At 52.2% G+C, this 17,842-nt stretch carries 17 protein-coding genes; 8 read left to right on the top strand and 9 right to left on the bottom strand.

What is annotated here, in order from left to right:
• Positions 1–20: 20 nt before the first annotated feature.
• The gene (locus ACYVAD_RS02355) at positions 21–242 is read right to left on the bottom strand and encodes a PspC domain-containing protein (RefSeq protein WP_460974701.1); all 222 of its coding nucleotides are present in this window, start codon (positions 240–242) and stop codon (positions 21–23) included.
• A gap of 317 nt (positions 243–559) precedes the next feature.
• Between ACYVAD_RS02355 and ACYVAD_RS02350 the strand changes: the two genes are divergently transcribed.
• A complete protein-coding gene (locus ACYVAD_RS02350) occupies positions 560–766 on the top strand; it encodes a cold-shock protein (protein ID WP_012930831.1) in 207 nt (68 codons plus the stop codon).
• A gap of 62 nt (positions 767–828) precedes the next feature.
• Here the strand turns inward: ACYVAD_RS02350 and lysS are convergent, their stop codons facing one another.
• On the bottom strand, positions 829–2,598 hold the full coding sequence (lysS, locus tag ACYVAD_RS02345) for a lysine--tRNA ligase (protein WP_461138512.1): 1,770 nt from the start codon (positions 2,596–2,598) through the stop codon (positions 829–831).
• Between the two features lie 202 nt (positions 2,599–2,800).
• Here lysS and ACYVAD_RS02340 point away from each other — a divergent pair, with 202 nt between their 5' ends.
• Positions 2,801–3,670 carry an SPFH domain-containing protein gene (locus tag ACYVAD_RS02340; RefSeq protein WP_461137856.1) on the top strand — a complete coding sequence of 290 codons (870 nt, stop codon included), beginning with the start codon at positions 2,801–2,803 and terminating at the stop codon, positions 3,668–3,670.
• 84 nt (positions 3,671–3,754) lie between these two features.
• Positions 3,755–3,946: a type II toxin-antitoxin system antitoxin gene (locus tag ACYVAD_RS02335; RefSeq protein WP_461137855.1), complete on the top strand. Its 192-nt coding sequence runs from the start codon at positions 3,755–3,757 to the stop codon at positions 3,944–3,946.
• Here ACYVAD_RS02335 and ACYVAD_RS02330 read toward each other — a convergent pair.
• The 5 genes from ACYVAD_RS02330 to rpmH all read right to left on the bottom strand — a co-directional run bounded on the left by ACYVAD_RS02330 (position 3,927) and on the right by rpmH (position 7,910).
• Complete coding sequence (locus ACYVAD_RS02330; RefSeq protein WP_461137854.1) at positions 3,927–4,703, bottom strand: type III pantothenate kinase; 777 nt, start codon at positions 4,701–4,703, stop codon at positions 3,927–3,929. The genes ACYVAD_RS02335 and ACYVAD_RS02330 overlap by 20 nt on opposite strands.
• A 96-nt stretch (positions 4,704–4,799) precedes the next feature.
• On the bottom strand, positions 4,800–5,492 hold the full coding sequence (gene tsaB / locus ACYVAD_RS02325; RefSeq protein WP_461137853.1) for a tRNA (adenosine(37)-N6)-threonylcarbamoyltransferase complex dimerization subunit type 1 TsaB: 693 nt from the start codon (positions 5,490–5,492) through the stop codon (positions 4,800–4,802).
• A 108-nt stretch (positions 5,493–5,600) separates the two neighbouring features.
• Complete coding sequence (locus ACYVAD_RS02320) at positions 5,601–7,271, bottom strand: S41 family peptidase (protein WP_461137852.1); 1,671 nt, start codon at positions 7,269–7,271, stop codon at positions 5,601–5,603.
• Between the two features lie 14 nt (positions 7,272–7,285).
• Positions 7,286–7,681 carry a ribonuclease P protein component gene (locus ACYVAD_RS02315; RefSeq protein ID WP_461137851.1) on the bottom strand — a complete coding sequence of 132 codons (396 nt, stop codon included), beginning with the start codon at positions 7,679–7,681 and terminating at the stop codon, positions 7,286–7,288.
• Between the two features lie 61 nt (positions 7,682–7,742).
• Positions 7,743–7,910: a 50S ribosomal protein L34 gene (gene rpmH, locus ACYVAD_RS02310; protein WP_080241397.1), complete on the bottom strand. Its 168-nt coding sequence runs from the start codon at positions 7,908–7,910 to the stop codon at positions 7,743–7,745.
• A gap of 142 nt (positions 7,911–8,052) precedes the next feature.
• Between rpmH and ACYVAD_RS02305 the strand changes: the two genes are divergently transcribed.
• The 3 genes from ACYVAD_RS02305 to ACYVAD_RS02295 are packed head-to-tail and all read left to right on the top strand — an operon-like array spanning position 8,053 to position 12,321.
• Positions 8,053–9,615: a M61 family metallopeptidase gene (locus tag ACYVAD_RS02305; protein WP_461137850.1), complete on the top strand. Its 1,563-nt coding sequence runs from the start codon at positions 8,053–8,055 to the stop codon at positions 9,613–9,615.
• A 59-nt stretch (positions 9,616–9,674) separates the two neighbouring features.
• Positions 9,675–10,781 carry a glycoside hydrolase family 130 protein gene (locus ACYVAD_RS02300; protein ID WP_461137849.1) on the top strand — a complete coding sequence of 369 codons (1,107 nt, stop codon included), beginning with the start codon at positions 9,675–9,677 and terminating at the stop codon, positions 10,779–10,781.
• Positions 10,782–10,806: 25 nt separating this feature from the next.
• Positions 10,807–12,321, top strand: a complete 1,515-nt coding sequence (locus ACYVAD_RS02295; RefSeq protein ID WP_461137848.1) for an amidase — start codon at positions 10,807–10,809, stop codon at positions 12,319–12,321.
• A gap of 24 nt (positions 12,322–12,345) precedes the next feature.
• Here the strand turns inward: ACYVAD_RS02295 and ACYVAD_RS02290 are convergent, their stop codons facing one another.
• On the bottom strand, positions 12,346–13,485 hold the full coding sequence (locus ACYVAD_RS02290) for a sensor histidine kinase (protein ID WP_461137847.1): 1,140 nt from the start codon (positions 13,483–13,485) through the stop codon (positions 12,346–12,348).
• A 182-nt stretch (positions 13,486–13,667) separates the two neighbouring features.
• Here ACYVAD_RS02290 and ACYVAD_RS02285 point away from each other — a divergent pair, with 182 nt between their 5' ends.
• Complete coding sequence (locus ACYVAD_RS02285) at positions 13,668–16,055, top strand: outer membrane beta-barrel protein (RefSeq protein WP_461137846.1); 2,388 nt, start codon at positions 13,668–13,670, stop codon at positions 16,053–16,055.
• 7 nt (positions 16,056–16,062) lie between these two features.
• Here the strand turns inward: ACYVAD_RS02285 and ACYVAD_RS02280 are convergent, their stop codons facing one another.
• Complete coding sequence (locus ACYVAD_RS02280) at positions 16,063–16,842, bottom strand: LytR/AlgR family response regulator transcription factor (protein WP_461137845.1); 780 nt, start codon at positions 16,840–16,842, stop codon at positions 16,063–16,065.
• A 229-nt stretch (positions 16,843–17,071) separates the two neighbouring features.
• Between ACYVAD_RS02280 and ACYVAD_RS02275 the strand changes: the two genes are divergently transcribed.
• Positions 17,072–17,794 carry a hypothetical protein gene (locus ACYVAD_RS02275; RefSeq protein WP_461137844.1) on the top strand — a complete coding sequence of 241 codons (723 nt, stop codon included), beginning with the start codon at positions 17,072–17,074 and terminating at the stop codon, positions 17,792–17,794.
• Positions 17,795–17,842: the final 48 nt, after the last annotated feature.

Below are 17,842 nucleotides of genomic sequence, written 5' to 3'. Positions count from 1 at the left end.
AAAGAATACGTTGGCCCGCTTTATAATTCCCAGATGGTAGGATGGGCGTGGCGACGCAAATGTTTATTCATCTCCATCCAGAAAGCCATAATTAAATACAGAACAACCGGAGAGCCCAGTGTCAGGAATGATGTGTAGATGAAATAAAGCCGAATGCTGCTGGCCGATATATTCATGCGTTCCCCCAGCAGAGTACAGACACCGAAGGCCTGTTTTTCAACGAAGTATCTAATCTTTTCCATGGGTGGTTTTTTAAGGACAGCTCCTATTCTATAAGCAAAGCTAACGAAATGATGTTGCAGATTGTTTGCCATTTGCTCATAAAGTCAGAATAAATTAGGTGTTATTTAATAAATTCTTTCTTTTTCGTTAGACGAAGTCTAAACATTTTTATTTTATTTGCAATGCGACGGTTCGTAAACGAAGTTTATGCCCGTTGCTAGGTGAAGTCCGTTGATTTTCAGCTAAATACCCTTGCCGTAGTTGTGTTTGGTATTACTCAGCGTCCTTTACTGCAAACTGACCCTTTAATTGTTTTATTGTCTAATTGTTACGTTTTATGCAAACAGGTGTAGTAAAGTTCTTTAACGAAAGTAAGGGCTACGGATTTATCGTTGAAGACGATACCAATCGGGACATCTTCGTCCACATTACGGGTCTGAATGGCATCACGATCCGCGAAAAAGATCGGGTGCAATTTGAAGTCGTTGACGGCAAAAAAGGACTCAACGCTGTAAAAGTAAAAAAAATAGACTCCGACTATTAAGCAGCATCTACCTAACTATATAAAACCCCACCCGTTGATGGATGGGGTTTTTTTACGTCTGCTCAATTGCCGGTCCAGCCGCGTACGTCGTCCAGACTCGGCATGGCTACGGTTAGCTTTAGCTTTTTGCGCATACCGCCCAGGTCGTTGAACAGCTTGTTGGGGCTGGCTGTGCGTAACTGATCAACCGTCATAAAGCCAAGTTTCTGTACGGCGGGTACCCAGTCGGCGGGTACGCCAGCGGCCACAAAATCGCTTTCGTCCGATTGTTCTAGCTTTTTCTCCGGGCGCATTTGTGGGAAGAACAATACATCCTGAATCGAAGGCTGATTGGTCATGATCATCGCTAGCCGGTCGATACCTAGCCCGACGCCTGCCGTTGGCGGCATACCATATTCCAGTGCGCGTAGGAAATCTTCGTCCAGCGCCATCGCTTCTTCGTCGCCCCGCTCGGCCAGACGCAGCTGCTCCTCGAAGCGCTCACGCTGATCGATGGGGTCGTTTAGCTCGGAATAAGCGTTAGCGATTTCCTTACCATTACAAATTGCCTCGAAGCGCTCAACCAGACCCGGTTTGCTACGGTGCTTTTTGGTCAGGGGTGACATTTCAACGGGATAATCCGTAATAAATGTCGGCTGAATCAGGTTAGGTTCGCAAGCATCGCCGAACAGTTCGTCGATCAGTTTCGACTTACCCATTGACGAATCGGTTTTGATACCCCGGCCTTCAGCTACCTCGCGTAGCTGATCTTCGCCCATGTCTGATACGTCAACGCCCGTATATTCCTGGATAGCCTCGAACATGGTCAGACGTTTCCAGGGGCGTTTGAAATCGATGACGTTCTCACCGACGGTTACTTTCGTCGTGCCGGCTACGTCCAGCGCTACTTTCTCGACCATCTCCTCAATGGTATCCATCATCCAGATGTAATCCTTATAGGCTACGTAAAACTCGACCTGCGTGAACTCGGGGTTGTGCGTCCGGTCCATGCCTTCGTTCCGGAAGTCCTTCGCAAACTCAAATACGCCATCGTAGCCACCCACGATCAGCCGTTTCAGGTACAGCTCGTTGGCGATCCGCATGTACAGCGTCATGTCCAGCGTATTGTGGTGCGTCTGAAACGGACGCGCTGTTGCCCCGCCGTGGATAGGCTGTAGGATTGGGGTTTCCACTTCCAGGTAGCCCTTCTGGCTCAGAAACTGCCGGATGGAATTAACCAGCTTAGTACGTTTCACGAATACGTCGCGCACCTGCGGATTCACGATCAGGTCGACGTAACGCTGGCGGTAACGTTGCTCAGGATCAGTGAAGGCGTCATAGGTTTCTTTTTCGCCCTGTTCGTTCACCACTTCTTTCACAACCGGCAGCGGACGCAGCGATTTGTTCAGCAGTTTGAACTCCCGCACGTAAATAGACAGCTCGCCGGTTTTGGTCGAGAAAACGTTACCGCGTACGCCGATAATATCGCCAATGTCGAGTAGTTTCTTGAAAACGGTATTGTACAGCGTCTTGTCCTCACCGGGGCTGATGTCGTCGCGTCGGAAGTACAATTGAATTCGGCCCGTAGCGTCCTGAATCTCAGCAAAGGAAGCGCTGCCACTCACCCGGAACACCATCAGGCGTCCCGCCAATTGAACATTACCCCAGCGTTCGTCGCCGGAAAGGTCCATTTCGGGTTCAACCGACGCACCGGGAGTGGGCTGGAAGGCCGCGCGGATGTCGGAAACGGTGGCGGTTACGTCAAATAGTTCGGCAGGGTAGGGGTCGATGCCCATCCGCATTAATTCTTCCCGCTTTTGCCGGCGGTTTATCTCTTGTTCGCTAAGCAGCATGATCGTCAGACAGTCGGCCAGAACGGCCTGTGTTTTAAGGGGCAAAAATAGTGAAAAGGATTGGCGTTTGCAGACCGGCCCATAAAGAAGCCTCCTGTAGAATCTGGATACCACTCATCCAATTTCTACAGGTTATCAAGCAAGTAGATGCTAACTTTATGCTATCATTTTGATATCATTCCTTTTCCTAACACTAACAACCATGCAAGAAAAGAAGCTTACCTCCGTTTCTGGATACATATTCCTGTTATTTGCTTTCGGCTGCCTTGGCCTTGCCGTGCTGACGCTTATCACGTCGTTTCGAGAGTATGGGCCATTCCCCGCAATAGTGCTGTTTGGCCTGAGTGTCTTTATTTTTAAGGGCATCGTGATCATTTATCCGAAGGAGGCCATGGCCGCTACGTTCTTTGGTGAATACGTTGGGACGATGAAAGAATCGGGGCTGCGCTGGGTTAACCCGCTGTACAATAAAACGAAAATTAGCCTGCGCGCCCGCAACCTGAACGGGCAGATGATCAAGGTGAACGATAAAATGGGTAACCCCATCGAAATTGCAGCTGTGGTGGTTTGGCAGGTCGCCGATACGGCCAAAGCGCTGTTCGAAGTAGATAATTATCAGACGTTTGTGCAGATTCAGTCCGAAGCAGCCGTTCGTTTTCTGGCTAGCTCCCATGCCTACGACAACATGGAAGACGAAAACAGCCAGCAAGGGGCTACCCTACGTGACAACACAGGCCTGATTAATAAATTTCTGGAGCAGGAATTAGACGAACGGCTGGGGCAGGCTGGCGTTCAGGTAACCGAAGCCCGTATCAGCCATCTGGCCTACGCGCCCGAAATTGCGGGGGCCATGCTACAGCGCCAACAGGCAACGGCGGTAGTGTCGGCCCGGAAGCAGATTGTCGAAGGCGCCGTGGGTATGGTTGAAATGGCCCTCGAACGACTCGAACAAAAAGGTGTCGTTCGACTGGATGAGGAACGTAAAGCCGCTATGGTTAGTAACCTGCTGGTTGTCCTCTGTGGCGAAAAATCCGTCAGCCCCGTGGTGAATGCGGGGACGTTATATAACTAAAAGTTGGAGAAGGGAGAAAAGGAACAAGGAGATGATGCATCGCTCATTTGCTTGTTCCTTTTTTCCTTGTTCTATTTATCTCTTATGCCCACTGAAAAAAAAGCTTTTGTCCTGAGGATTTCGCCCGAGACGTTGAAAGAACTGGAACGCTGGGCGCAGGATGAGTTTCGGAGCGTGAACGGGCAGATTGAATACCTGCTCAATGATGCGCTGCGGAAACGTAAGAAACGAGATCAGAATAAATCAGATGAGTCGGCTACTGAGTCGATGCCGTGACGCTCTCGCCAATAAGCCGGATGCCTTCCAACGTCAGAGAAGGGACAATATCGGTGAAAATATCCCGGAGCGACGGAATACGACCGGATAAGCCACCCGTGGCTACGGCGATGCAGTCACCGTTCAATTCCGTTTGAATCCGGCTGACGATCGAGCGGACCAGCCCCTCATACCCCAGGATAACTCCCGCCTGAATAGCATGAGTTGTACTCGTACCCAGCGCGGATTCTGGGACTTCAATAGGTACCTCTGGTAGTTGGGCCGTGTTGGCAAAGAGGGAGCGAATTGCAGTACGCAGGCCCGGGGCAATGGCAATACCCAGAATTTTTCCCTCGCCCGACACCGTTGTGAACGTCAAGGCCGTACCAAAATCGACAACAACGCAGGTCCGCTGGTAGCGGCTATAAGCCGCCAGCGCGTTGGCGACCAGATCGCTGCCAATTTCGTGGGGACGTAATATTTCTATCGGAAGCAGCGGGTAAATACCCGGTCCAACAACGACGGGCGTGAACCCGAATAACTCCGTTAACATGGCCCGCATGGTAGGCGTCAGGTCCGGGACAACGCTACTGAGTACAGTCGATTGAACAGCACTCAACGATACGTTTGCTTCGAGTAGCCACAGCCGTAGCCGCTTTTCGTACGACTCGGGACTTTCCTCGCGCCGGGCAGGTGTTCGCCAGACGTAACGCCAGCCGGTTTGGTCATAAAGGCCGAAAACGGCATCGGTATTGCCAATGTCAACAATAATCTGCACAGGAGCGAAAAGACGGTTGTCGGGGCGAAGTACGCAGAAAAAGGGCACATTCCCGCAACTGGCACCGACAGAGGAAATGGGCGATCACGCTTACGTTCAGACCGCCAGCGGTTTTTTCGGTACCGTCGTCATGAACTCCTTGAGGTAAAACGGCTCGAAAGTAGCCACGTTCTCAAATTGTCCCTGCTCATAAAGCGGGGGCGCCAGCGCGCCAATCGTTCGGGCGGAGGGCACAATCAGTTTACCAAGAAAAATTGCATTAAGGTTGTTGCCTAGGGTAGATTGGCACTTAGCGGCTCCGTCACCAAAAAAGACGACCGGTCCCTTGGCCAGTTCATGACTGAATGACTGCTCATCAATAATCTCCGCTGACGTAGCACGAATCTCCCGGCCATCCATACCGTAAAACGCACAGTACACTTCCATCCGGCGAGCGTCGATCATAGGGCATAGGACGTAGTTAGCTGGGTAGAACGCTTGAACCTGAGCGGCCATAGCGGCCAGCGTATTGACCGCCAGCATGGGTTTGTCCAGCGCAAAGCAAAGCCCTTTGGCCGTCGATACACCGATACGTAGCCCTGTGTACGAACCCGGCCCCTTGGCGACGGCGATCGCATCGATCTGATTCAACTCGAACCCAGCCTGTTTGACCACGTCATCAATCAGCGTGGTGAGCATAGCCGCCGAGGTGCGCTCGGTGAAGAGTTCGTAGCAGCCGAGTAACGTACTATTCTTGTGCAGTGCCACCGAACAGGCAGCCGTTGACGTATCGAGGGAGAGGAGGAGCATAAAAGTAAGGAGGAAAGGGAGGAAGGGGAGGAGGGAGGAAAGGGAAACCACTTGATCCGTGAAATTCCTTTCCTCCTCTCCTCCCTTTCCTCCTTACTCCCTCTAAAATTATTTCTTCTTCAGAATCGTATTATACCGGTCCATGTCTTTGAAGAGGGCGAGGGCGGATTTCATTTCGGGGTCGGTCGCAAATGAAGCTTCTTTGATCCCTTTCTGGAGGTAATAATGACCGGCAATTTCCTGTTCCAGCAGGGCGCGTAGTTCTGGCTTGAACGTCATCATGTCGGCGTCTTTGCTGTGCGATACTTTCGTTTTCAGGGCTTTTAACTGATCCTGAATCTGATCGAAGTATTTTTCTTTTTTTGCCGACGCTTCGAGCGTACCCAGATCTTTCTCCACCTGCGTGGTGTAATCGTACTCTTTATCAGCCGTCCACTTCACAAACTCAGCGTATTCCGCGTCGGTCAGATGGAATTCGCGGGCCGGTTTGATCGTCGGGTGGTCGTGGTGGTACTTGATGGCGTAATCAAAAATCAACCCTTTATTAGTCAGACTAAGCGCGATGGGCGTTGGCGTCTGCGCATCGACCACTACGTCGGGCAAAACACCCCCTCCGTCGTACACGACACGTCCAGCTTTGGTTTTAAACGCCGTTTTAAGCGAATCAGGAATCTTGCCAACGCTGCCGTCGGGGTTACGGTGACTGTAGTCGATGGCCTGAATACAACGGCCACTGGGAATGTAATACTTGGCCGTGGTGATCTTAAGCTTCGTATTGAATGACAATTCACGGGTAGCCTGCACCAGTCCTTTACCGTACGTCCGCTGACCAACCAGAACACCGCGGTCATAATCCTGAATCACACCGGATACGATCTCAGCGGCCGATGCACTGCGGCTGTTTGTTAAGACAATAATTGGAATCTCCAGGTCTAACGGGGCGTTCAGCGCCGTATAGGTCTTGTTCCACTCGGTCACTTTACCTTTAGTCGTAACGACTTCCGAATCCTTGGGAATGAACGTGTTCGAGATGTCAATGGCCATGTTCAGTAGCCCGCCCGGATTCTCGCGAACGTCAAGGATAAGCTTTTTCATGCCTTTCCCCTTCAAATCCTGGAACGCTGTACGTACCTCACGCGAAGCGGTGGCGGTAAAATCTTTCAGGTCGATATAGCCAACATCCTCCGACACCATGCCGTAATACGGCACGTTGGTCATTTTTACCACGTCGCGGCTAACGTTGAGGTCGACGGGCGAGGGCTGCCCAAAGCGCTTAACGCTTAGTTTAACGGCGGTACCGTTCTGGCCTTTTAGTAGTTTGCCCGTATCAATGCTGCCATCGCGCTCCTTGCGGGTTTTAATATCAACGCCGTCAATTTTCAGGATTTCGTCGCCGATCTGTAAACCTGATTTTTCGGCGGGCGTACCTTCGTAAATCATTAGGACAATGCTCTTACCCTGCCGCTGACCAATGAGTGCACCAATGCCGTTGTAGCGGCCGGTGGTCATGGTCATGTAGTCCTCGATATCGTCTTCGGCGTAGAAGTTGGTATATGGATCGAGAGCTTTCAGCATGGCGTCGATGCTAGTCTTCACCATCCGGTTCGGATTGACCTCATCGACGTAATACTGGTTCAGCTCTTTGAAGAGCGTCGCGTAGATGTCCAGGTTCCGGGCGATCTCGAAAAAGCGATCGTCGGTTTTGAAAGAAAAGAAGCCAATGCCGCCTGCTACCAGAGCAGCAGAAGCCAAGAGCGAAATTCGTTTGGGGAAGCGCATGAGCGTAGCCGGGCTTAGATTTTTCTTAAGGCTAATTTCATGCCTTTTTCTATCTCTTCAAACGAAATTATCTGCTTGGCGGTATATAAAAAGGCAATGTTAGCCGGTGGTACTTTGTCGGCCGGAAACAGGTGCTTATTCAGGCGGTAAGCTTCGCGAATACGACGGCGCACCAGGTTGCGATCAACGGCGCGTTTGAAGTTTCGCTTTGAGACCGTAATGACAATGGCGGGGAGAGGGGGCTCGGGGGGCAGGGCGTCGGTCGGGCGTGGGCGATAAAGCACCCGAAACGGAAAAAGGTAGAACGTCTGGACGGTCGCATCGGGACCGGACGTACTACCTTTCTTAAATAACTCTCCCAGTACTTTTTTGCTGCAAAGCCGCTCGGATTTATTGAAGGTTTGCCGCATGAAAACGTAATCAATAAGGAATAACGGGTGAGCCGGGGATAAAACCGGCACAGACCGGTTACTACAGTTTGAAACGTTCGCCTTTTTTCTCGTCTGAAACGGTCAGTTTGTGGCGACCTTTTGCGCGACGACGGGCCAGCACCTGGCGGCCATTAGCGGTTGACATCCGCTCGCGGAAGCCGTGCTTGTTTTTCCGCTTCCGGTTCGATGGTTGGTACGTTCTTTTCATGATCTATAGTTCCTAAAACCCTTGTTTTCCAAATGAGTCCGCAAAGATAGACCAATAAAGGGAGTTTATCAAGCCTCGTTTTTAAGAAAAACGATTTTGATTAGAAGCCGTTACGTTTGTATTCGAAAGAGAATCAAGTCCTATGCATTATCGCCTGTCCGCTGACCGTACCAGTGCCCCGCATTACATCGCCGTTGAGGCTCAGTTAACGAGCATTACTACGCCGACTGTTGAATTACAGTTACCCGCCTGGCGACCGGGGCGGTACGAACTTCAGCACTTTGCCAAAAATATTCAGCGGTTTACAGTGGTCGACGGTACGGGACGGGCACTGCCCTTTTGGAAGCTGACAAAAGACCGCTGGCTGGTAGAGATGGGAGGGGCTACGGAATTGACTGTACACTACAACTACTACGCGCTGATACCCACGCCAAATCTGCTTAATGCGGGGAGCAGTTTTATCAGCGATACGTTACTGTACGTCAATCCGGTTAATCTCTGTCTTTACGCCGAAGGGCGTATTGATGATCCGTGCACGCTCGAACTGGCCATCCCGGATACCTGGACGGTGGCTTGTGGGCTAGAACAGGTCAATACTAGAACTTGGCGAGCCAGTGATTTTTATGAGTTAGTCGATTGTCCGCTGATTGCGGCCCCGGTGATGCAGCACGTTGAGTACAGCATTGGCGAGACGCGCTTTCACGTCTGGATCCAGGGTGGACGCCGGACGAATGGGGATCCGACCTTCGACGCCGACCGAATCATACAGGACTTCACGCGCTTCTCCGAAAAGCAGATTGCTCTCTTTGGCGAGTTTCCTGAACGCGATTATCATTTCCTGACGATTATCCTGCCGGTAGCGTACTACCACGGTGTCGAGCACCGTAACTCGACCATGCTGGTACTGGGGCCGAACGACGAAGGCGAAGGTCTGTATCAGGATCTGCTGGGCGTAGCCTCGCACGAGTTGTTCCACGCCTGGAACATCATTCGAATCCGGCCGACAGAATTACTTCCGTACGACTTCACGAAAGAAAACTACTTCCCTACCTGTTTCGTCGCCGAGGGCGTCACGACCTACTACGGTGATCTGATGCTGCGGCAATCGGGCGTGTTTGACGATGCGGCCTATCTGAAAGAGCTACAGGTGCTGTTCAAGCGCCATTTCGAAAGTAATGGGCGGTCGTTTCAGTCATTGGTGGAGTCCTCGTGGGATTTGTGGCTTGATGGCTACGAGAAAGGCGTTCCCGATCGGAAGGTGTCGGTATATCACAAAGGCGCCATTGCCGCGCTGATTCTGGATCTGCACATTCGCCAACTGACCAACCACGAGCGATCGCTGGATGATGTCATGCGGCACATGTGGCAACAGTTTGGAAAGCCGTTCAAGGGGTATACACTGGGCGACTACCGGGAGGCTACTGAAACCGTGGCGGGTGAGTCGCTTGGCTGGTACTATGACCTGTGCATTTTCGGTAACCAGCCGCTCGAACGAACGCTGAACAGCTATTTATCGTGGGTTGGGCTTCAGGTTGTATACGAAGAACCCACGCCCGATCAGCCCGGTGGTATCCGGTTGCTCGAACTGGACGACGAAGACGGGCGGCAGCAGCGGGCACGCTGGTTTGAGGGACGATCCGTTGAACTCCCGAACGAAGGGCAGGGGTCGCCCGAGAAATCTGATCAAAACGTAGTTGTTAAATAGACAGGTAGAAAACGATGTTCGACCTGCTTACCCATAAAACTTGTCAACCCTTTTTATCAATGCGTCGCCTTACTGTTTCGTACTTATTTCTGCTTGTCACGGCCTGCCTGTCATCTGGATGGGCGCAGGTCGCTCCCGAAAAATCGTGGATGATCGGTCCATTTCAGAAGCAGACCGCTGATAATCCCATTTTGGATGCTAAGGCGAATACCACATTTTTCTGCCCGATACGTAAAGACACCGTTCGTTGGGAGGAGAAAGATGTGTTCAATCCAGCTGCGGTGGTACGTAACGGGAAAGTGTACATGATCTACCGGGCTGAGGACACCGTTGGTAAACACGCTGGTACGTCGCGGCTAGGACTGGCCATTAGCGACGATGGGGTTCGTTTTAAGCGACTGCCTAAGCCCGTTTTTTACCCGGCTAACGATGACATGAAAACCTACGAATGGGAGGGCGGCTGTGAAGACCCACGCATCGCCGAGAGTGCGAATGGTGTTTACGTCATGACCTACACGGCCTACGATGGCGATAAAGCGCGACTTTGCGTGGCTACGTCAAAAAACTTGACTGACTGGACAAAACAAGGACTGGCGTTTGATACATACGACAACGGGAAATACCGGAATCTCTGGTCGAAATCGGGGGCTATCGTCTGTAAACGGGTTGGTAGTAAGCTGATTGCTCAAAAAGTCAACGGAAAGTACTGGATGTACTGGGGTGATCAGGCACAACTGTACATGGCTACTTCGACAGACTTGATTCACTGGACGCCCCTGGAGGATGAAAAGGGGAAACTCCTGGTCGCTGCCGAGTCGCGCCGGGGCAAGCACGATTCTCGTCTAATTGAGCCAGGTCCCTTTGGAATGATAACCCCCGCCGGGATTCTACTCATTTACAATGGAATGAACGCTGATCAAAACGGCGATCCAGACCTGCCAAAAGGGGCGTACACAGGTGGTCAACTGCTTTTTGACGCGAAAGACCCAACCCGGCTGGCGGATCGCTCGGAGAATTATTTCATCCGGCCCGATCAACCTTACGAGATTACAGGACAGGTGAACCAGGTTTGTTTTCTGGAAGGGATGGTCCCCTTCAAGGGCAAATGGTTTTTGTACTACGGTACGGCCGATTCGAAAATTGCGGTAGCCGAAGCAAAGCAGTAACGTAGATTTTCTTCTCAACCTGTTTATGCCTACCCAATCCGCTACTGCCTTATCCTTTGCTGACTATGTAACGCGCGATGCTACGGCGCTGGCCGAACTGGTTCGTTCGGGTGACGTAACACCAGCCGAACTGCTGGAGACGGCCATCGCCCGCGCCGAAGCCGTTAATCCACAAATCAACGCCATCGTGTCGCCCCTTTACGAGCAGGGCCGCGCCATGGCCGGACAATCGCCCGACGATAAACCATTCGGGGGCGTACCATTTCTGCTTAAAGACCTCGAATTTGAATGGAGTGGAACGCCCATGAAATCAGGTAGCCGGGGGTATCAGAATTACGTTTCATCGGCGGATAGCGAGATTGTTAAACGACTTAAAGCAGCTGGACTCGTCTTTTTTGGGAAGACAAACACCCCCGAGTTTGGCCTGACGCCTTATACCGAACCAAAACTGTACGGACCGGCACGTAATCCCTGGAAGTTGACCCACTCGCCGGGTGGGTCGAGTGGCGGATCGGCCGCTGCTGTTGCCGCTGGGATCGTACCCGCAGCTACGGCTTCGGACGGGGGCGGTTCGATTCGGATTCCCGCTTCCTGCTGTGGCTTGTTTGGTCTAAAGCCCTCGCGGGCACGCGTTACGTTGGGGCCTCGCTTCGGCGAACTCTGGAACGGTGCGGTCGTGGGACATGCCGTTACCCGTAGCGTTCGCGACAGTGCCGCGTTGCTGGATGCGACGGCTGGTCCACTGGCAGGTGATCCGTACGGTATTGCACCTCCCGAGCGACCTTTCGTTGAGGAAGTAAAACGGGAGCCGGGCAAGTTACGGGTTGCTTTTTCGACGCAATCACTAATGCCCTCGCAGACAACCGATGCTGAATGTAGCAAAGCCGTGCAGGAAACCATCAAATTGCTCGAAAGCCTGGGACACACGGTCGAGGAGATCCCGTTGCCATACGAAAAGACGATTGTAACGGAAGCCTTCTTTCTCAGTGTGCTGAGTGAAACAGCCGCTACGTTACGTGAACTGGGGCATTACTTAGGCCGCCCCGCCCGACGTGACGACGTTGAACTCAACACCTGGGCACAGGCTCGACTGGCCGAAGGCTTCTCGGCAACGGACCTCGCTTTTCAAAAGCGTCGGTGGAATACGCTCAACCGGAGCATGTGGCAACTGCACGAAACCTATGACGTATTTCTCACGCCCACGCTGCCCCGTCCGCCAATTGCCATTGGTACCTTTCAAAACAAGGCTTCGGAACAGCGCCTGCTTAAGCTGGTCGACACGGTTGGGGGCTTGAAGTACCTGAATGGCAGCAAAATGGTGGAAGAACTGGCCGAGCGGTCGCTGGGTTACATTTCCTTTACGGTCATCACCAACATGACGGGGCAACCATCCATGTCAGTGCCGCTGCACTGGTCGCCCGACGGCTTGCCGATTGGGGTTATGTTCGCGGCCAAACTCGGCGACGAAGCCACACTGTTCCGACTGGCTGGACAACTGGAGCAGGCACGTCCCTGGTTTGACAAACGCCCAACTATCTGAGCCTTTCTGGACAGCTTTAGCCGATTAAGCCACGAACGGCAAAGTCAAATCAACACTGTACTGATCTGGCTCGTTGGTAATCCGTAGTGTGTGTGCAGGATACAATAGATCTAGCCGTTTCCGGACGTTTGTTAACCCCAGCCCGCCGACACTAACATCGGGTGTTGCGGGTTTGCTGTTACTGATGGTTAGTTGCAGGGTTGTCTCGTTGACCGCAACAGTCAGGTTAACCCAGGATTTACGCGCACTCCGTTGCACACCGTGTTTGAAGGCGTTCTCCACGAACGGAATCAGCAGAAAAGGTACAATCTGGATGCGTTCGTCGACCGTATCCGGAAGTGATACCCGGAGGTCGACTCGTTTGCCTGTTCGGGTTTTTTCCAGAGCAATATAATCCTGGATAAACTGAAGCTCTTTGTGCAGCGCCACGGTCGGTTCGGTCGTTTCGTACAGCGTGTATTGCATCAACCCCGACAATTGATGAACTAGTCGGGCCGCTGGCGGACAGTCTTCTTCCGTTAGGGAGTAAACACTATTGAGGACATTAAACAGAAAATGCGGGTTGATCTGGCTTTTCAGGTAATTGAGTTCGAGCTGCATGTTTTGCTCTTTCAACCGCGCATTACTGACCTGTGAAGACATGTTGTCGTACAGGCCCTTGAACGCTAGCAGCAGCGCTGGGTAGGTGAATGAAAGCAGGAAGTTCCAGCCAAACAACGAAACATTGGCAAAAAGACCCAGCGGACCATATTGCTCCATCCGGTGCCACATAGCGACGGTGTTTGACCAGGAATTGGCGCGAAACGGGAGTGCAGGTGTGTTGTCCGGGAAGTTGACTGTCTGGTGAAGCCAGGTAAATCCTGCGTAGTTCACCAGGTAAACAATGGTGTACGAGAGAAGAATAACCGCCAGTAACGGAACAGGTTTGAAGCGGTAGAGATAACGGGGAAATAACCAGTAGCCCCACCCATAGTAGACCAGCAGCTGAAGTAAAAACTGCCCGTACGTAAACCACCGCCCGGCAGCGCCGTATTGATACGTCAGGCTGGAAAACAACCCATCTGCGCTCACCAGTATGTATAAAGCAAGAACGACGATACCGTGCAGCAGCATCCGGCGGACTGGGGTGGTGAGGAAGGGCAGCTGAATGGCTGGAAATTTCATGCCTCAAACATCGAACGTTCCCCTGAGTTATGGACGGTTTTTCGATGAAAGTGCTCATTTTTTCGATGAAAATGGTCGAACGGTATTGGTCGAAAAGGACAGCCGGTTCGCCGAAATAACTACAGGTAGCCGGTAGGGCAGGGCTAGGTTTGCATCATCAATCACGCAACACAAACTGCCCCATGAACGCACGGCTAACCTTCTTCCTCTTTCTTTTTTCGTTACAGGCACTGGCGCAGCATCGTCTAACCGGTCGGGTTACAGACGCGGCCAATCAATCCATGTCCTATGCGACCGTAGCCCTGCTACGAGCCGCCGATTCGACGGTGGTCAAAGGTGCTATCACTGATGAGTCGGGTCGATTCACGATGGATAAGCTTGCGTCAGGAACGTACCGCACACGAATCAGCGCTGTTGGGTACAAAGACGTTTACTCATCAGTTGTTACGTTGAGTGCCGAAACGCCAGTGGCTGACGCCGGTGTCCTGACCCTGGAAGCCAGCGCCCGAAACCTGGCTGAAGTCACGGTAAAAGCCCAGCCGTCGCTGGTGCGTCAGCAGGCCGACCGGCTCGTACTGAACGTAGAAGGCAGCGTCATCACGCGGGGTAACAAAGCCGAAGACTTGTTACGGTATATTCCCCGTGTCCGGTACGAGGGCGGTACGATCAGCGTCGGCAATAAATCAAACGTCCTGGTACAGGTCGATGGTCGGCAGATGGGCCAGGGAAGCCTGGCTAGTTTTCTACAAACCTTCTCAGCGGAAGATATTGTGCGGATCGAGGTAATTACGAACCCATCAGCCCGCTATGATGCGACCGTCGACGCCGTGGTGAACATCATTACCAAAAAGAGCCGGGAGCAGGGCATCAGCGGGCGATCGACGCTGACGTACTCACAGGGGCAATACAGTCGTTCGTCGGCCAATGGATCGCTGACGCTTCGGCAGGGCAAATGGACCATCTTCGGCAGTCTGAACGCGACGCTGCCCTCAACAGCCTATTCGACACAAACGCTCGATCGAAACTTTCCCGGTGCTACCCAGCAAAACACCTTACTGACCCTGAATACGTATCATTCGCTGGCCACTAATCTGAACGCCGACTACGCCATCAATGCCCGACACGTACTGAGCCTGCGGCTGAACGGCAACTGGCGCCGAGGTAATACGGACACCGATACGCGCACCCGGTCCAGTGGGGCTTCCTTCGCTGACTCGACAATCCGGACGGAAAACTTCGGACGGGAAAAGACAAAAGTGTATGATCTGAACTTGAGCTACAAGGCAACACTGGGTTCGGATAAGTCAAAGGAACTGACCGTGTTCGTAACCGAATCCCTGCTTGATAAAGATGCCTCTCAGTTCATTAACTACCAGCGAATTGGGGTGAATGATGCCGCTGATGGTCCCGTAACCCGTCTCCGTATCCTGAACCCGGGTCAACAGCGTAATCTGATTGGTCAGCTCGACTACGCTACCCCAGTACTGGGTAAAAAATGGCGGCTGGACGTAGGAACGAAATACGTCTTCGTTCGAAACGACAATACCCTTCAGCAGGACAACTTCGTCAACGGCCAGTACCAGTTTGATCCTACATTCAGCCAGTCAGGACTATACCAGGAGCACACGTATGCGGCTTATTCAAACCTGAGCCGGTCATGGGGTAAGGGCTGGTCGTGGCAGGGGGGCCTACGCATCGAACGTACGGAGCAGTATCTGGCTCAGTCGGCGCTGGCGCGTACCTACGCGGGCCTGTTTCCCAGTATGGGGCTGAACCGGAGTCTGGCAAACGGTCACTCGTGGGGTGTTACGCTCAGTCGGAAAGTGAGCCGCCCCAGCTTGAGCATCCTGGTTCCGTACCGTAACCTGATCGATCCATACACTATCATTGAAGGAAACCCGATGATCCGGCCATCTTTTGCGCACACACTGGATGCCTTTTACGCACTCGGTAGCCTGAACCTATTCGCCAACTATTCGTACATCCGTGATCAGATTACCACAGTGCTGCGCGCTGACCCGGCTACGTTACGGTACACGCAGGTGATGGACAACCTACGGAACGGCAATGATTTTTACGTAGGAGCAACCTACGCCAAAAACGTAACGAAAATCTGGCAGACGAATACGACGCTGATGGGGATGGGCAATCAAACGAGTACGGCCATCAATGAATTAAGCCAGTACCGGGCGACGGGTCTGTGGGTGATGCTGACGTCGTCGAATATCATTTCTCTACCCCGCGACTGGAAATACGAACTGACGGGACAGTACATGTCGCCCGCCCGGATGGGTTTGTTCACGCAGAAAAGATTCGGCGGGGTGTCGATGAGCCTGACGAAATCATTGATGGCTAAACAAGCCAACCTGCGAATCGATGTGAGTGACGTATTCCGGACGATGGCCAGCCGACTGGAATCGAACTACGGTCAGGTGAACTTTACCATGCGCAGCTACAATGACAGCCAGCGCATCAAAGTATCGTTCAGCTACAACTTTGGTAAAAAGACTGTAAAAGCAGCCCGGGCAGGGAGTCTGGGCAACGACGAAGAAAAAAGCCGGATGCGCTAAGCTGTCGTTAGCCAATCTGCTCCCGCCGGATACGCTCTTTAACCGCATCCCGATAACTCGGCCCGATTATCAGACTGTCGCCGGTCGATAGTCGGACCGAGTTGCCTTCCAGCACCTTGACGTGACGAAGCTGAATAATAAACGACCGGTTGATCCGCAGAAAGCGGTCGGGGGGCAGGGTTTCGGCAAGCTTCGTCATGGTGAGGTGCGTAACCACGAATCGATCCGGCAGGAACACCTTGATATAGTCGCCCAGTGCTTCGGCGTACACCAGCTCATTGAGGTGAATCTGTTCGAGCTTCTTATCGGTTTTGAGGTAAATAAAATCAGCCGCTGGCGATTCCATTGCTACCGGGCTGGGATTGGACATGCTGGTCTCACTGGTCAACGGATTGTTGGCTGGCGAGACCAGCGCCGTTTTAGGAAGTCGTTCCTTAACCCGACCAATGGCTTTGAGAAATCGATCAAAGGCAATGGGTTTCAGTAGATAATCTACCACGCCTAAGTCAAAGCCTTCCAGGGCATGATTAGGATTCGCCGTGGTCATGACCACCAGGGGGTGGGGCGAGGGGTAAGCCTGTAAAAATTCCAGACCCGTCATTTCGGGCATGTTGATGTCCAGAAAGATAACCTCGGGCTGCTGAGCAGGTAATTGCTCAAACGCGCTGATCGCATCATCGAAAGTGGCAATCAGATGAATCGAGGGAACACGCCGGACGTATTTTTCGAGTAATTGTTGGGCCAGAGGTTCGTCTTCAATAATGGCGCAGCGCAGCGGACCAGTCATACAAAAGGGCAGCGGAAATAGGATTCCGTACTCAAAAATAAGGAAATGCTGGTCAACGGGCGTTGTTGACTAACCGAGTGCTGTCAGGAATCGACTATTTTTGTAACGCTGTACAGCTCGCAATTGCCCGAAAGTCACAGCAGATGTTCTGAACGTACCGTTAGAAATTTTCCGGCTGAGCCTTCTTCCACCAAGTCTAAGAAAAGTCATTTTACGCGCATCAACGATTATGAAAGCATTGATTTATTCGGTCCTGATGACCCTGGTATTATCCTGTCAAGTCATAGAGCCGGACACGGTAGCGCCCGAATATCCGGAGTGGTACACGGTGAAAGCTCCCGTCGATGCGGAGATACAGGGGGTATGGGGTAGCCTGGATAGAACACTGCTGATTACGACCATTACCAATGTCTACCGCTCGACGGACAGGGGAAATAACTGGCAGGAAGTATTACCCTCTCAGACGCTCGGTATGTTTGGGATCATTCAGTATAAAGATACGCTCTATACAATGACGGGGCGGTACGGTGGCGCTTTAGTGGATCCGACAAATTATAGTACTGACGATGGCAAAACCTGGAAACCGTACAGACGTTTTAACCCTGATCTTGGATTTAACACTATGCCGGATCGGGTAAAGAAATGGTTTATGATTGATCCCGTCGTCAGTTCAACGGGCGTTTCATACAAAATCAATCAGGTATATCTGGACGGGCCAACGGCTACAATCGGTGCTTTCGAGACCCCCGGCGTTGTTACGTCTACGGGGCGTCGGATTGATCTGCCGCACCTTCATCAGCTCAGAAGCTTGTACTTAGACGATCGGCAGCGGCTGTATATTTCCGGTTCGGATGCCGTTTGCGGACGCGGTCATTCGGGCGAACAATTCTCCTTCTGCAATAGCAAGAACGGCCGAGGTGTGGTCTATATCTCTAAAAATCCGGTGCCCTAGTCTAATCATATTTTCGTAAGATTGGTGACTGTTCCAATTTTGACCGGG

This window comes from Spirosoma pomorum (assembly GCF_054776615.1).
Note: the sequence above shows the minus strand (reverse complement) of the source record. Positions and strands in the feature narration are given on the sequence as shown.

Bases quoted from the DNA above. Each gene is read 5' to 3' on its own strand.
- ACYVAD_RS02280 (WP_461137845.1), bottom strand. From the start codon at position 16,842: ATGACTGGTCCGCTGCGCTGCGCCATTATTGAAGACGAACCTCTGGCC.
- ACYVAD_RS02320 (WP_461137852.1), bottom strand. From the start codon at position 7,271: ATGCGCTTCCCCAAACGAATTTCGCTCTTGGCTTCTGCTGCTCTGGTA.
- ACYVAD_RS02335 (WP_461137855.1), top strand. From the start codon at position 3,755: ATGCCCACTGAAAAAAAAGCTTTTGTCCTGAGGATTTCGCCCGAGACG.
- rpmH (WP_080241397.1), bottom strand. From the start codon at position 7,910: ATGAAAAGAACGTACCAACCATCGAACCGGAAGCGGAAAAACAAGCAC.
- ACYVAD_RS02290 (WP_461137847.1), bottom strand. From the start codon at position 13,485: ATGAAATTTCCAGCCATTCAGCTGCCCTTCCTCACCACCCCAGTCCGC.
- ACYVAD_RS02295 (WP_461137848.1), top strand. From the start codon at position 10,807: ATGCCTACCCAATCCGCTACTGCCTTATCCTTTGCTGACTATGTAACG.
- tsaB (WP_461137853.1), bottom strand. From the start codon at position 5,492: ATGCTCCTCCTCTCCCTCGATACGTCAACGGCTGCCTGTTCGGTGGCA.
- ACYVAD_RS02300 (WP_461137849.1), top strand. From the start codon at position 9,675: ATGCGTCGCCTTACTGTTTCGTACTTATTTCTGCTTGTCACGGCCTGC.
- ACYVAD_RS02285 (WP_461137846.1), top strand. From the start codon at position 13,668: ATGAACGCACGGCTAACCTTCTTCCTCTTTCTTTTTTCGTTACAGGCA.
- ACYVAD_RS02350 (WP_012930831.1), top strand. From the start codon at position 560: ATGCAAACAGGTGTAGTAAAGTTCTTTAACGAAAGTAAGGGCTACGGA.
- ACYVAD_RS02305 (WP_461137850.1), top strand. From the start codon at position 8,053: ATGCATTATCGCCTGTCCGCTGACCGTACCAGTGCCCCGCATTACATC.
- ACYVAD_RS02355 (WP_460974701.1), bottom strand. From the start codon at position 242: ATGGAAAAGATTAGATACTTCGTTGAAAAACAGGCCTTCGGTGTCTGT.
- lysS (WP_461138512.1), bottom strand. From the start codon at position 2,598: ATGCTGCTTAGCGAACAAGAGATAAACCGCCGGCAAAAGCGGGAAGAA.
- ACYVAD_RS02315 (WP_461137851.1), bottom strand. From the start codon at position 7,681: ATGCGGCAAACCTTCAATAAATCCGAGCGGCTTTGCAGCAAAAAAGTA.
- ACYVAD_RS02340 (WP_461137856.1), top strand. From the start codon at position 2,801: ATGCAAGAAAAGAAGCTTACCTCCGTTTCTGGATACATATTCCTGTTA.
- ACYVAD_RS02275 (WP_461137844.1), top strand. From the start codon at position 17,072: ATGAAAGCATTGATTTATTCGGTCCTGATGACCCTGGTATTATCCTGT.